Here is a 14,056-nt window from a genome sequence, read left to right as displayed (position 1 = left end):
CCCCCATATAAACCCACACCCATATAAATCTTATAAACCTTTTTTGGGGATTTTTTGGGGATTTTTGCGTCTTGTTTGGATTTTAGTTTTTAATTTTTAATTTTAAAGGATTGATGATGATTTTACACGCACAGACAAATTTTGTGAAGTTTTTAGAACAGGTTTTAGAAGTTTTAAAAGAAGTAGAGATTGATAAAACAGAATGCTCTACTCTTTTAGAAAGCATTCAAAAACAACAGCTTGTGATACCCATTGTGGGGAATTTTAGCGCAGGGAAAAGCACGCTATTAAACCGCTTTTTAGAAAAGAGCGTTTTGCCTACCGCTATCACGCCAGAGACTTCTTTAGCCACAGAGTTGCACTATAGCGCTAATGAACGCATAGAGGCTTTTTCAAACAATGATGAAAAAGCAGAAAGTTTTGAACTGAATGAGCAAAGTTTTGAGGTCATTAAATAGAATGCGCCTAAGTATTCCTACCTTAAGGTCTATTTGAATAATGAAGCTTTGAAAAACAGCGCTCCTTTAGTGTTTGTGGATATGCCCGGTTTTGATAGCCCTATTTCAAGCCACACCAATGCCATTTTGGAATATTTAGAAAGAGGCGTGCATTTTGTCATTCTCACAAGTGCAGAAGAGGACAGTCTTACTAAACGCATGGTTAGGGAATTAAAAAACCTTTTAGAGTTTGACAAAGGCCTTAGCTTTATTTTGAGTAAAACGAATTTAAGAACGCCTTCGCAAGTGGAAGAAATCTCTCATTATATTCAAGATCAAATCCAAGATCACCTTGATTTGACAACGCATCTTATTTATTCTAATAAAGACAATAACGCTCTTTTAGAGGTAGCGGATAAAATAGACGCTGAAAAGCTTTTCAGCTCTTTGTATTTGAAACAATTGAAGTTTTTAATTCCCGGTTACAAAACAGCTTAAAAAGCGTAATTGAAAGCTTTGATTACTCTAAAGAAAAGGCTTTAGAAGAGATCAAAGCTTTGGATTTGGGCGTTAAAGACATTGAAAAAAAAACTATGAAAAATCAAGGGCTAATTTAGAAGAAGAATATTCTAGCGTGGCTGTGGGATCTGTGGTTAAAAAAGTAATAGAAGATGTAAGGGAGGAAAAACTTTATTTAGTCTCTTTAACCAACAAACCTGATGAGCTTAATAGCGAAATAAAAAGCATCACGCAACAAAGCTTGATCAAAAACGCTAAATTAGAGATTGAAAAAATCAACCTTTCTTTTTCAAAAGATTTCCATGCGGAATTTAAAAGCTTGAACAAGCTTTCTAGCGGTTTTTCTGTAAATTTAGAGCATGGCCTTGAATTAGGGATCAACGCCTTAAGCGTGATTTTATCCAAGAACCCGGTTACAAGACCGTTCGCGCTGATTTTACAAGGGTTAAAACCTCTTTTAAAAGATTTACTGACATTGTTGCCTAATATCATTAATTCATTCTTTAGGAATGAAGAAAAAGAGCGGGCAAAATTAGAAAATCTGATTGAAGTCAAAGTGATACCAGAGATTCAATACGAGCTTAAAAAAGTTTTACCAGGCTTGTTTAATGAAGCTTTGCAAAATTCCCTAAAATCCCTAAAAGATCGGTGCGAATTAGAAATCACGCATAAAAAACAAGAAATCGCGCTCGCTCAAACAGAAAAAGAAAAACACCTAAACGATCTAGAATCTCAAAAACAAATCTTAGAAAACAAGATCAACGCTTTAAGCAATTTAGAACAACAATATTTAAAGGATTAAAATGAACGCTCAAGAACTCATTCAAAAAAGCGCTTTAATTGAAAAAGTCATCAAAGAGCAAGGCTTGCAAGAAAAAGCCGGGCCTTTTATGAGCGATAACGCTGTGATCAAAACAGAAGAGTTAGAGAAAACCCTAAAGGGCATGCAAGCTGAAAATAGGGGGCTTAAAGTCGGCATTATCGGGCGCGTGAAAGCGGGTAAAAGCTCGCTCTTAAACGCTTTGATTTTTGAGGGTGTAGAGGTTTTACCCAAAGCGGCAACGCCCATGACCGCTAGCCTCACTGTTTTAAAATATGCAAAAACCCTGAGCGCTCAAGTGGAGTTTTATAGCCCAAAGGATATTTCAGAGCTTAAAAACGAACATGAAAGGTATGTAAGGGAGTTTAACAGGATTGTTGAAGAAGAAGTCAAAAAGCAAAAAGAAAAACAGAATTGGAAAAATAAGACTAAAGAGCTTCGTAGCAAAGCGTTGAGTATGTTTAGCAAAGACAAAAGCGATAAAGAAGCGCCCAAAGAGAGAGTTTTAAGCGATGAAGAAATATTAGAAAAGTCTAGAAAAATTGCTAAAAACACATTAAATGAGGATACGAAGCTCGTTTCATCACACGATCAATACGAAAAAATGAAAAAAAGCGGATTGCTCAACACGGAAAAATTGGATCCACACATTCAAGCCAACAGCTTAGAAGAGCTGAATCAAAAATTGCTTCAATTCGTGGGCGCAAACGGGAAATATATGCCCTACACTAAAGCGGTGCAAATTTCTTTGAATAACCCCAACCTTAAAGATTTAGAGATCATTGACACCCCGGGCGTGAACGATCCGATTGCCTCAAGAGAAGAGCGCACCAAAGCCTTGTTGAAAGAATGCGATGTGGTGTTTGTGATAAGCCCTTCCAATCAGTTTTTAACGGATAGTGGCATGGATTTGTTTGACAGAGTTTCTAACAAGGAAGGCATTCAGAGGGTTTATTTTGTGGCGAGTCAAGCAGACTCTGCTGTCTGCGCTCCCAGTGAAGTGCAAAACTCTCGCCACCATCTCCCCACAGCCTTAGAAAATGCGCAAAAGATCCTTTCATCTTCCTTCAATGCGACCATGAGTTTGTTGGAGAAAAAATACCCCCATCAACAAGAGATCTTTGAAAGCGCGATCAAAAACGGCATCATTTTGACTTCAGGGGCTTGCTTTAGCATGTATAATGATTTCAAAAACCAAGCTTCTTGGGAAAGCAAAAAAGAAGAGTATTACAATGCATGGCGGAATTTAACCAACGCTTACCCTGACGCTTTCAGTAGCGATGATAAATCTAAAGAAAGTTTATTGCTCTTAAGCAACATTGATGCGATCAGAGGGCGATTGGAAGAAGCCGCCAAAGAAAAAGAATACATCATTTCTCAAAGACTGCAAAAATACCTAGAAGCTCAAGCCAACAACCTCCATAATTTGATCACGCAGTTATCACAAGACCTAGAAAAAGAAAAAAATAGGATTAAAGACGCTGATATGGGCGCTATTACTAAGCAAATAGAGGCTTATAAAAAGCTCTCTGATGAAATTGAAATAGGGTTTAGGGATGCGTATGAAGAATTTATCTTTGGTTTCATCAAAAACATTAGAGATGGTTTGGATGAAACCTTAACGAAAGCTATCCAAAAGGCTAGTGCGGGCGCTCAAAACGAAGAGGAAGAAGAGTATTACACCGAAAGAGTGAAGCAAGGCGGCACATTGGGAAGCTTTAAAAGAAATTTTTTGTGGTGGGCTGATGACGATGCGGGCTATGATGAAGTGGGACGCACAAGAGCAGTGGTTAAAGCCGGAGCGGTGGTGGATTATTTAATAGAGATGCATAAAATCTGCGAAAAAGCTTTGAACGACAGCGTTGGATCTTTTAAAATCGTTTTTAAAAAAGAACTCTACGCTAAAGTCTTTCCTGTCTTGCGTCAAATAATCAATGATGATGATTTGATTGATGAGGTGGCTTTCAAAAAAAGCATGCATGCCGTTTTAGATCCCATTGAATTTGAAGAGTTTGATTACACTCTTCCTAGCGAGATAGGAGCAAAGACAGGTTTTTTAAAAGGCGATGAAGCCGATCAATTCATACAAAGCGTGGAAAAGCATTTGAGGGATTTTGAAGCTGAGACTGAAAACGATGTGAAAGAATACTGCACTGATTTAAGAAAGGAGCTAGAAAAACAAGATTTTGCTAGTGGGGTGCTTTCAAAGCTTAAAACAGACATGCAAAATTTGAAAAATCAAGTTCAAAACAAAGAGCAATCCATCGCTCAATTAGACGCACAAATCAAGGCTTTAAAAGGGATTCAATGAGTGTTAATTTTTTTAAGGGCATTTTTAATGACAATAGCAAGGCTGAAAACCACCAAAACAACCACCAAGTGGGCTTAAAAGAGCGCTACGATTTAATCGTTCGTATTTTAAATGCTAAAATGAAAAATGAAGGGCTAGAAGAATACCAGAGCGTCTTGGATAACGAGTTTTTAGAGTTCTCTAGCGGAGTGGATTCGCTCAAAGAAAAGGAAATAGCGTTACTAGCGCTCCAAGAAATTAAAAAAGAATTGCAATTAGTAGCGAGCTACCCTAGTTTGTTTCAAAAGAGCATGGTTGCGGTGGGGGGAGGGTTTAGTGCGGGCAAATCCACTTTTTTAAACCAATTGTTGGGTTTGAAATTAAAACTCCCTGAAGACATAAATCCCACTACAGCTATCCCCACTTATTGCTTGAAGGGTAAAAAAGAGGTTTTAATGGGGTTTTCTCAAAATGGGGGCATGGTGGAATTACCCCATCTCGCTTTTGACCATCAGTTTTTAAAATCCCTTGGCTTTAATTTGAAAGAGATCATGCCTTTCATGCTTTTAAGCGCTCCTAGCGTGCCTTTTGAATCTTTATGCTTCATAGACACGCCTGGTTTTAACTCCTCCAATCAAGGCTATACGGAGAGGGACGAACAAGCCTCTAAAGAATCCCTAAAGCACGCCAAACACATTTTATGGCTCATTAGTTGCGAGCGTGGGGGTATTGAAGGCGATGATTTAGACTATTTGCAAGAATTATACGAAGAAGGCAAGCAAGTTTTTATCGTGTTGAATAAGGCTGATTTGAAAATAACAATCCAATTAGAAGAAATCGCTGTCCAAACTAAAGAAACTTTAGAGAATAATGGCATTGAGTTTTTAGGGATTGGCGCTTATAGCTCTGAAGGGTATCAAGAAATTAAAGAGTTCAGCGAAAAAAGCCCCGTTTTTGACTCGCTTGAGAAATTTTTAACGGAGTTAAATAAAAAGGGCGAAAAACAAAACGAAATTTTAAGCGTTTTATACGAGGTGCATTTGGCGTATGAAAAGGCTATCAAAGAAGATCTGAGCAAGTTCAAACGCTACCAAGATGCTTTGCATTCTATCAAATTGGATTTAATGCAAAAGGGCTTTGATGATTTTAGCGATGCTAGCTTTAATAAAATTGAATCGCTCAAAAAAGAATTTTCTGAGCAAGAGCGATCCAAAAGAGAGAATTTAGTGCAACTAAACCAAGTGATCAACTTGTTCAAAAAGAGCATTGATAAAGTCTTTGATCGTGTGAGCGCTTTTACTTGGGAAAAATACAAAGAAGAAACGACGATGAAGAAAACAATGATGAAGAAAACTACCAGGAGTTTGAATAGATCAAGGAAGAAACAAACCGCCGAGAGCGAGAGTTTGAAGAGATCAAAAAATAGTTTCAGAGTGTCGGGATTACAACAAGCTTTATATAGAAAACAGCGGGTTGAGTTTTGAAGAGCTTCAAGGGCATAGAGATGAAATAAATTATTTTAATGAATTGCTCCAACTAGAGTTTTCTATGAAAAACTTACTAACGCTCAGGCAATTCAAAGACACATATAGGGAATGGTATTCAAAATTAAGGCAATTGAATGAAGCTAAAGAGGTTGTCTCAGAACTTAGAGATTATTGGCTTCAAGAACTACCCCCTTCAGCAAAAGACTTGATAAGCTATTGCAGTACTCTGCTCAAATTAGATTACTCTTTAGAAAACTTGCAAAAGCTCCGACGATTTAAAGACAATTTTAAGAAAGATTACCAAAAATGTAAAAGATCAAGATAACCCACGCATAAAGACCGCATGCTTGTGCCAAAGAATTTGCTGATAAGGGCTATTTTAAACTTATTATTGTAAAATGGTGAGTTTTACAATCAATGAGATTAGGAATTTAATGGAAATTGCAGTATTTGGTGGCGGGGCGTGGGGGAGGGCTTTAGCCTTTGCTTTTGGAGAAAAGAATGAAGTCAAAATCATTTCAAGGCGCGATTTAAACGAGCCGTTAAAAAAGCTCAATGACGCTTTGATTTCTAAAGGTTCTGCCCCCATAGAGCAAGTGGATTTACAAAGAGGCTTAAAAGCAGTGCTCTATGTCATCGCTATTAGCGTGCAGCATTTAAGGGAATGGTTTCAAAACGCTTCTTTACCCAAAAACGCTAAGGTTTTAATCGCTTCTAAAGGGATAGAGGTTTTAAACAGGGCGTTTGTGAGCGAGATCGCAAAGGATTTTATCGATCCTAATTCTTTGTGTTTTTTAGCGGGCCCGAGTTTTGCGGCTGAAATCATTCAAGGCCTGCCTTGCGCGTTAGTCATTCATTCTAATAATCAGGCTTTAGCGCTAGAATTTGCCAATAAAACCCCCTCTTTTATCAGAGCCTACGCCCAACAAGATATCATAGGGGGTGAAATCGCTGGCGCGTATAAAAATGTGATAGCCATTGCTGGGGGGGTTTGTGATGGTTTGAAATTAGGCAATAGCGCTAAAGCGAGTTTATTATCTAGGGGTTTGGTGGAAATGCAGCGCTTTGGGGCGTTCTTTGGGGGCAAGACGGAGACTTTTTTAGGGCTTTCTGGGGCTGGGGATTTGTTTTTAACCGCTAATTCTATTTTATCTAGGAATTATCGTGTAGGTTTGGGACTAGCCCAAAACAAGCCTTTAGAGGTGGTTTTAGAAGAATTAGGCGAAGTGGCTGAAGGGGTGAAAACGACCAACGCCATTGTGGAAATCGCTAGAAAATACGGCATTTATACGCCCATTGCGAGCGAATTAGCCTTGCTTTTAAAGGGTAAGAGTGTGCTAGAGAGCATGAACGATTTGATCAGACGCGCTTAAAGGGAAAGAGAGCATGCAAGATTTTTCAAGTTTATTATTAAAATTACAAGAGTATTGGAAGAATCAAGGCTGTTTGGTGATCCAGCCTTATGATATTCCTGCAGGAGCTGGGACATTCCACCCGGCCACGCTTTTAAGGAGTTTGGATAAAAAGCCGTGGAATGTGGCGTATGTCGCGCCCTCTAGAAGGCCTACTGATGGGCGCTATGGGGAAAACCCTAACCGCTTGGGGAGTTATTACCAATTCCAAGTAGTCATCAAGCCAAGCCCTTCTAATATCCAGGAACTCTATTTAAAAAGCTTAGAAGTGTTAGGGATAAACCTTAATGAGCATGATATACGATTTGTAGAAGACAATTGGGAGAGTCCGACTTTAGGGGCATGGGGGCTTGGCTGGGAAGTGTGGCTTGATGGCATGGAGGTTACGCAATTCACTTATTTCCAGCAAGTGGGGGGCATTCCTTGTAACCCTATCCCCGTAGAAATCACTTACGGCTTAGAAAGATTGGCGATGTATGTCCAAAAAGTGGAAAATATCCTAGAGATTGAATGGGCTAAAAAAGATCATGGTAGCGTGAATTACGCGCAAGTGCATTTAGAAAGCGAATACGAATTTAGCAAATATCATTTTGAAATAGCGAGCGTGAAAAGGCTGTTAGAAATGTTTAAAAACGCTCAAGCCGAAGCCTTGCATTGCTTGGAAAACAAACTCCCGCTACCCGCTTATGATTTTGTGATGCTATGCTCGCATTTTTTCAATGTTTTAGACGCCAGAAAAGCGATTTCGGTGGCTGAAAGGCAAAATTATATTTTACAAATCAGGGATTTGGCAAAAGGGTGTGCCGTTCTTTATAAAGAGCAAGAAGAAGAGAGAGAAGAGCACCTAAAAAACGCTTTAACAAAGGCTTAAAATGGCGTTAGTTAAGGAAGTGTTGGAAGTTTTGAATCGCCTTTCTCCTTTTGAACTTCAAGAATCATGGGATAATAGCGGGTTGAATGTGGGGAGTGAAAATCATGAGTTTAGCCAGATTATCGCATGTTTAGAAATCACGCTTAAAATCGCTCTAAACGCTCCCAAAAACGCTCTAATCATCACGCACCACCCTTTAATTTTCAAGCCCTTAAAAACGCTTAATGATGAGGCTTATCCGGGTAATATTTTAAAAATCTTAATCCAAAAAAACATTTCAGTCATTAGCATGCACACGAATTTTGACAAGACGCATTTAAACAAGCATTTCGCTAGCGCGCTTTTAGGGTTTGATGGCTTGATGGAAAAAGGCCTTATGTTAGTGAAAGAAAACGCTAATATGGAATTTGATGCGTTGGTAAAAAAAATCAAATCTTCTTTAGGGGTGGGATCATTAGCGTGTGTCAAAAGTTCTCCAATCATTAAAGATTTAGCGTTTGTGTGCGGATCGGGAGCGTCCATGTTCTATTCTTTAAAAGCGCAAAGCTGTTTGGTTACAGGCGATGTGAAATACCATGACGCTATGATCGCTCAATCTTTAGGGATAAGCCTGATTGACGCCACGCATTATTATAGCGAAAGGGGTTTTGCGCTGATTATGGCTGAAATTTTGCATTCTTTCAATTATTTGGTTACAATAGAGAATTTTAAAAACCCCTTGCAAATCATTTAAAGGAAAGCGATGAACACCCATCTCAAACAATTGATTGAAATTTCGCATTTGGATAAAGAAATTGACTCCTTAGAGCCATTGATCAGAGAAAAACGGAAAGACTTGGATAAAGCCTTGAATGATAAAGAAGCTAAAAATAAAGCGATCTTGAATTTAGAAGAAGAAAAATTAGCCCTAAAATTACAGGTTTCTAAAAACGAGCAAACCCTACAAGACGCGAACGCTAAAATCGCCAGTATCCAAAAGAAAATGAGCGAGATCAAATCCGAAAGGGAATTGTGCTCTTTAAACATTGAAGAAGATATTGCTAAAGAGCGATCCAACCAGGCCAACAGAGAAATTGAAAACCTGCAAAATGAAATCAAGCACAAAAGCGAAAAACAAGAGGATTTGAAAAAAGAAATGCTAGAGCTTGAAAAATTAGCGTTGGAATTGGAAAGCTTAGTGGAAAATGAAGTCAAAAACATCAAAGAAACCCAACAAATCATCTTTAAAAAGAAAGAAGATCTCGTGGAAAAAACCGAGCCTAAAATCTATAGCTTTTATGAAAGGATTAGAAGATGGGCGAAAAACACGAGCATTGTAACGATCAAAAAACAGGCTTGTGGGGGTTGTTTTATTAGATTGAACGATAAGATTTATACTGAAGTGCTAACGAGTGGGGATATGATCACTTGCCCGTATTGTGGGCGTATTTTATACGCTGAGGGCGCGTATGAAAACAGCGCTCAATCTCCAAAAGAAAGCCAAAAAGAAAGTCAAGAATCAGTTTGATTGTTTAAGTTTTTCTACCTTTTATTTTTAACTTTGGGGCATCTTCTTGGTGCGCCTTTCATCTTTTTTTGGAGTTTTAAAGAAAAATACCGCCATTCTTTAAAAGCTCGTTTTTTCCTCAAAGACAATTTTTTAAAAAGCGAGCCGGTTTTTTGGTTTCATGCATGTTCTTATGGGGAGGTCAAATCCTTAGAGCCAATCATTCAAGCTTTAAAAGAGCCGATTTTAATTAGCGTTACCACTAATACCGGTTTTGAATTAGCCGCTCAAACTTACCAGAATTTGGAGCATATAGAAGTGCGTTACTTGCCTTTTGAAACCCTATTATTTGCATGGAAAAAAAACTTAAAACGCTTAAAAACTTTGGTGGTTACAGAAGCGGAATTGTGGTTTAATGTGTTTGATACGGCTCAAAAATTAGGGGCAAAAACCATGCTCATTAACGCTAGGATCAGCGTTCGTTCTTACCCTAAATACCAGCGTTTTTCTTTTTTTTATGCGCTTTTATTCAAACGCATTGATTTAGTTTTAGCGCAAAGCAAGGAAGATAAAAAGCGCTTGTTGAATCTAGGGGCAAAAAAAGTGGTGGATTTTTTGAATATCAAGCGTTTTTCAAAGCCTATAATCGCTTCGTTTTACCCTAAAAACCCAAGCGCTTTAAACATTGTTTTAGCTAGCACGCATGAGGGCGAGGAGGAATTAGGGTTAAAAGCGTTTTTGGAGTTCAAAAAGACTTTTAAAAACGCAAGGCTTTTTGTTGCGCCGCGCCACCCTGAGCGTTTTAAAAGCGTGCAGAATTTATTGCAAGATGTTTTAAAAACGACTCGTTTTAATTTGGAGTGTTTTTCTTCAAAAGGTTTTGTGGAATGCGATGTTTTGTTAGTGGATCGCTTGGGGGAATTGAATAATTTCTACAAAATCGCAGATATTGTCATTTTGGGGGGTTCGTTTGTCAAAATGGGGGGGCATAACCCTTTAGAGCCGGCGTTTTTTAATGCGCGTCTGATCACGGGGGAGTATATTTTCAACCAAGTAGCGTTGTTTGAATTAATCAAGCCTTATAGAATCGTTCAAAAAGAGGATCTGTTAGACGCTCTTTTGGATTACAAAAATTTAGGCGTGGCGCGTTTTTTAGAAAACGGGCATGATTTAAACGAATTGCTCGCATTCATTAAACATTAAAAAGGATAAACATGGAAAAAGCTTATAAAATATTGAGCGTTCAAGAAAACATTTCGCATAAAAAAGCCAAAGCTTTGATTGATTTGGGGTTAGTGAGTGTGGGGGGGAAGAAATTGATGGTCGCCAGAAAAGAATTGCCCAAAAACACGCATTTTAGCGTCCAAAAGGTTGAAAAACCCAGCGTGATTTTTGAAGATGAAAACATTCTAGCCCTTTTTAAACCCCCCTTTATAGAGAGCTATGATTTAGTTTCTTTTTTCAAAGGTTGGGCACTGTTGCACCGCTTGGATAAAGAAACAAGCGGGGTGATTTTATTGGTGAAAGAAAATTCAGAATTCCACTTAAAAGCTAAAAAGGCTTTTAAAGACAGGGCGCTTAAAAAGGAGTATTTAGCGCTCGCTCAAGGCATTATAGAAGAAGAGCAAGAAATTAACGCTCCCATTCTTACGATTAAAACCACTAAAGCTTTCAGTAAAATCTCTAAAAAAGGGCAAGAAGCGGTTACGATAATCACGCCTTTAAAAATCATCAACAAAAAAACCCTTTTAAAAGTGGGAATCAAAACCGGAAGAACGCATCAAATCAGGGTCCATTTAAAGCATATCAACCACCCCATTATAGGCGATACGCTTTATAATAATGAGCCAGGTTCAGCCAAACGCTTGATGCTCCATGCGCATAAAATCGCGCTACTAGGGTATGAATTTGAAGCGATCCCCCCTAAAGAATTTGAAATTTAAGGATTGATCATGAACGCTTGGAATACGATTTATGATCAATTTAACCCTATCGCTTTTAGTCTTGGCAGTATTGAAGTGCATTGGTATGGTTTGGCGTATGCGTGCGCGATTGTTACCGCTTTTTATATGGCGTTAAGAATGATCCAAAAAGACCCCAAGCGATTCCCCATTGAAAGGAAGGAATTTGAGAGTTATTTTCTATGGGCGGAGCTTGGCATCGTGCTAGGGGCAAGGGTAGGATACATTCTTATTTATGAGCCTAATTCCAGCTATTATTTGACGCATTTTTGGCAAATCTTTAACCCTTTTGATAGCAATGGGGATTTTGTAGGCATTCGTGGGATGAGCTATCATGGGGGGTTGGTGGGGTTTTTGATCGCTTCGTATCTTTATAGCCGTAAGGATCTAAAAAAGCTTTTGATTTATTTGGATTTGATTGCGATTAGCCTGCCTTTAGGGTATGTTTTTGGGAGGATTGGGAATTTTTTAAACCAGGAGCTTGTGGGGAGAATTGTCCCCAAAGACAGCCATTTAGGGCAAATCATAGGCATTATGGTGGGTAATGAATTGCGTTATCCCAGCCAATTGATTGAAGCGTTTTTAGAGGGGGTTATCGTGTTTTTAATGGTAATGTGGGCTAAAAAACACACCAAAACGCATGGGTTGCTGATTGTGGTTTATGGCTTGGGGTATTCCTTGATGCGCTTTATTGCGGAATTTTACAGAGAGCCGGACAGCCAAATGGGGGTTTATTTTTTAAATTTGAGCATGGGGCAGATTTTAAGCTTGCTTATGGTAATTGTTTCATTAGGGATTTTATTGTATGCTACGAAAAATTCTAAAAAAATAAAGGAAAATCAATGAAATTTTTGGATCAAGAAAAAAGAAGACAATTACTAAACGAGCGCCATTCTTGCAAGATGTTTGATAGCCATTATGAGTTCTCTAGCGAAGAATTAGAAGAAATCGCTGAAATCGCCAGACTATCGCCAAGCTCTTACAACACGCAGCCATGGCGTTTTGTGATGGTTACTAATAAGGATGTAAAAAAACAAATTGCAACACACAGCTATTTTAATGAAGAAATGATTAAAAGCGCTTCAGCGTTAATGGCGGTATGCCCTTTAAGACCCAGCGAGTTGTTGCCGCACAGCCACTACATGCAAAACCTCTATCCGGAGCCTTATAAAGTTAGAGTGATCCCGTCTTTTGCTCAAATGCTTGGCATGAGATTCAACCACAGCATGCAAAGATTAGAAAGCTATATTTTAGAACAATGCTATATCGCTGTGGGGCAAATTTGCATGGGCGTGAGCTTAATGGGATTGGATAGTTGCATTATTGGAGGCTTTGATCCTTTAAAAGTGGGCGAGATTTTAGAAGAGCGTATCAATAAGCCTAAAATCGCATGTTTGATCGCATTGGGTAAGAGGGTGGCAGAAGCGAGCCAAAAATCACGAAAATCAAAAGTTGATGCAATTACTTGGTTGTGATTAAACAAAATCAAAAACTTTTTAACTATAATCAAACCTAAAATTAAAGTTTAAGGAGTGGTATTTTGTTTAAAAGAATGGTTTTAATCGCTCTTTTAGGGGTGTTTTCAAGCGTTTCATTAAGCGCTAAGAGTATTTTAAGAGATGATGGGATTTTAGTCTCTGATTTAAAGAGCATGAAATCAGAATTGTCTGATGCTCCTGCTTGGGTTTTTGAAGACGCTAAAATCCCCTACGAAGAAATGGGCGTGGCGTATATCCCCGTTAGTAATAAATATTTAGGGATTGAGCAAGCGACTTTAAACGCTAAATTGAGCCTGATCGTGGTTTTTCATGAAATCATGATAAAGTATAAAAAGCGCTTCATGGAGCAATTCCATGAGTCCGAGCAAACGACTACGAATATCAGCTACGCTATCTATAATTACCTAGCGACTAAGATCCAGGTATCTGACACCTATACGAATTTAAAATCGGAGGTGGCTGTGGTGAAAATCAAGCTAGTGGGTTGCCAGATTGAGCAAATCAAAAGGTATTTAAAAGCGAGCGTTGAAAACCTTAACGATAATGAAATCGCTTACATCGCTAAGGTCGCTCAAAAAGAATTTGGTAGCGTTTGCGCATTAAGGTAGTTTATAGCATTCTAGCGAGCATGTTTAGGGCATGCTCTACGCTTTTATTTTGAATGCTTTCTCTGTTCCCTTCAAAAAAACAGCGTTCAATTAAAGCTTGAGATCCTAATTTTTGCACGCCAATATAAATCGTGCCTACAGGATTAGCCTTGCTCCCCCCATTAGGGCCAGCCACCCCGCTAATCGCCAGCACTAAATCCACTTTAAAATTTAAAAACACGCCTAGTAGCATTTCTTTCACGCATTCTTCGCTATAAACCCCAAAGACTTTTAAAGTCGTGGCATTGACTTTCAACAATTCGCGCTTAACCTCTTCATTGTAACACACAACACCCCCCATAAAAACCGCTGAAGCCCCGCTAATGGAAGTGAATGCATGCGATAACAACCCCCCAGAGCAGCTTTCAGCCACCGCAATTTTTAAACCTAAAGATTTCAAGCACTCTATTAAAGCGTTTGCACTTTTTTTATGATCGTCTAATTCCACAATATTGGAGTTAAAAAGCGTTTTAAGATAGATTCTTGCTTGTTTGATATTTTCGCCTTTTAATTCAATGCAATCTTCTTTGACTTGAGCGAGAATGTCCAATCGTTTCAATTCTTTTTCAATCAAAATAAAACCGCTCTCATTATCCATATTCAAAAATTTAAATTTCATTTTTAACC

The 14,056-nt window shown here is 38.5% G+C and carries 11 protein-coding genes and 2 pseudogenes; 12 read left to right on the top strand and 1 reads right to left on the bottom strand.

Annotation, left to right across the window (positions count from 1 at the left end):
* Window positions 1-116 precede the first annotated feature (116 nt).
* From P6280_RS06425 to P6280_RS06370, 12 genes and pseudogenes are all read left to right on the top strand, one after another.
* Window positions 117-1,758, top strand: a pseudogene (locus P6280_RS06425) (dynamin family protein).
* Between the two features lies 1 nt (window position 1,759).
* On the top strand, window positions 1,760-4,087 hold the full coding sequence (locus P6280_RS06420) for a dynamin family protein (RefSeq protein WP_283237318.1): 2,328 nt from the start codon (window positions 1,760-1,762) through the stop codon (window positions 4,085-4,087).
* Window positions 4,084-5,878, top strand: a pseudogene (locus P6280_RS06415) (dynamin family protein). The gene P6280_RS06420 and the pseudogene P6280_RS06415 overlap by 4 nt, the downstream one beginning before the upstream one ends.
* A gap of 109 nt (window positions 5,879-5,987) precedes the next feature.
* Window positions 5,988-6,926, top strand: a complete 939-nt coding sequence (locus P6280_RS06410; RefSeq protein WP_000401716.1) for an NAD(P)H-dependent glycerol-3-phosphate dehydrogenase — start codon at window positions 5,988-5,990, stop codon at window positions 6,924-6,926.
* A 13-nt stretch (window positions 6,927-6,939) separates the two neighbouring features.
* Window positions 6,940-7,836: a glycine--tRNA ligase subunit alpha gene (glyQ, locus tag P6280_RS06405; protein ID WP_283237317.1), complete on the top strand. Its 897-nt coding sequence runs from the start codon at window positions 6,940-6,942 to the stop codon at window positions 7,834-7,836.
* A 1-nt stretch (window position 7,837) separates the two neighbouring features.
* Window positions 7,838-8,569: a GTP cyclohydrolase I gene (locus P6280_RS06400; RefSeq protein WP_283237316.1), complete on the top strand. Its 732-nt coding sequence runs from the start codon at window positions 7,838-7,840 to the stop codon at window positions 8,567-8,569.
* 9 nt (window positions 8,570-8,578) lie between these two features.
* Window positions 8,579-9,343: a zinc ribbon domain-containing protein gene (locus P6280_RS06395; RefSeq protein ID WP_283237315.1), complete on the top strand. Its 765-nt coding sequence runs from the start codon at window positions 8,579-8,581 to the stop codon at window positions 9,341-9,343.
* The gene (waaA, locus tag P6280_RS06390) at window positions 9,344-10,525 is read left to right on the top strand and encodes a lipid IV(A) 3-deoxy-D-manno-octulosonic acid transferase (protein ID WP_283237314.1); all 1,182 of its coding nucleotides are present in this window, start codon (window positions 9,344-9,346) and stop codon (window positions 10,523-10,525) included.
* An 11-nt stretch (window positions 10,526-10,536) separates the two neighbouring features.
* Complete coding sequence (locus P6280_RS06385; protein ID WP_283237313.1) at window positions 10,537-11,265, top strand: RluA family pseudouridine synthase; 729 nt, start codon at window positions 10,537-10,539, stop codon at window positions 11,263-11,265.
* 9 nt (window positions 11,266-11,274) lie between these two features.
* Complete coding sequence (lgt, locus tag P6280_RS06380) at window positions 11,275-12,129, top strand: prolipoprotein diacylglyceryl transferase (RefSeq protein ID WP_180428143.1); 855 nt, start codon at window positions 11,275-11,277, stop codon at window positions 12,127-12,129.
* A complete protein-coding gene (gene rdxA / locus P6280_RS06375; protein ID WP_283237312.1) occupies window positions 12,126-12,758 on the top strand; it encodes an oxygen-insensitive NAD(P)H-dependent oxidoreductase RdxA in 633 nt (210 codons plus the stop codon). The genes lgt and rdxA overlap by 4 nt, the downstream gene beginning before the upstream one ends.
* Before the next feature lie 65 nt (window positions 12,759-12,823).
* Entirely contained in the window at window positions 12,824-13,390 is a 567-nt protein-coding gene (locus P6280_RS06370) for a hypothetical protein (RefSeq protein WP_283237311.1), read from the top strand.
* A gap of 1 nt (window position 13,391) precedes the next feature.
* On the opposite strand, the gene P6280_RS06365 is transcribed toward P6280_RS06370, so the two are convergent.
* Window positions 13,392-14,048 carry a CinA family protein gene (locus P6280_RS06365; RefSeq protein ID WP_283237310.1) on the bottom strand — a complete coding sequence of 219 codons (657 nt, stop codon included), beginning with the start codon at window positions 14,046-14,048 and terminating at the stop codon, window positions 13,392-13,394.
* Window positions 14,049-14,056: the final 8 nt, after the last annotated feature.

It is taken from the genome of Helicobacter sp. 219-2 (genome assembly GCF_030053225.1).
Taxonomy (GTDB): Bacteria; Campylobacterota; Campylobacteria; order Campylobacterales; family Helicobacteraceae; genus Helicobacter; species Helicobacter pylori_C.
Note: the sequence above shows the minus strand (reverse complement) of the source record. Positions and strands in the feature narration are given on the sequence as shown.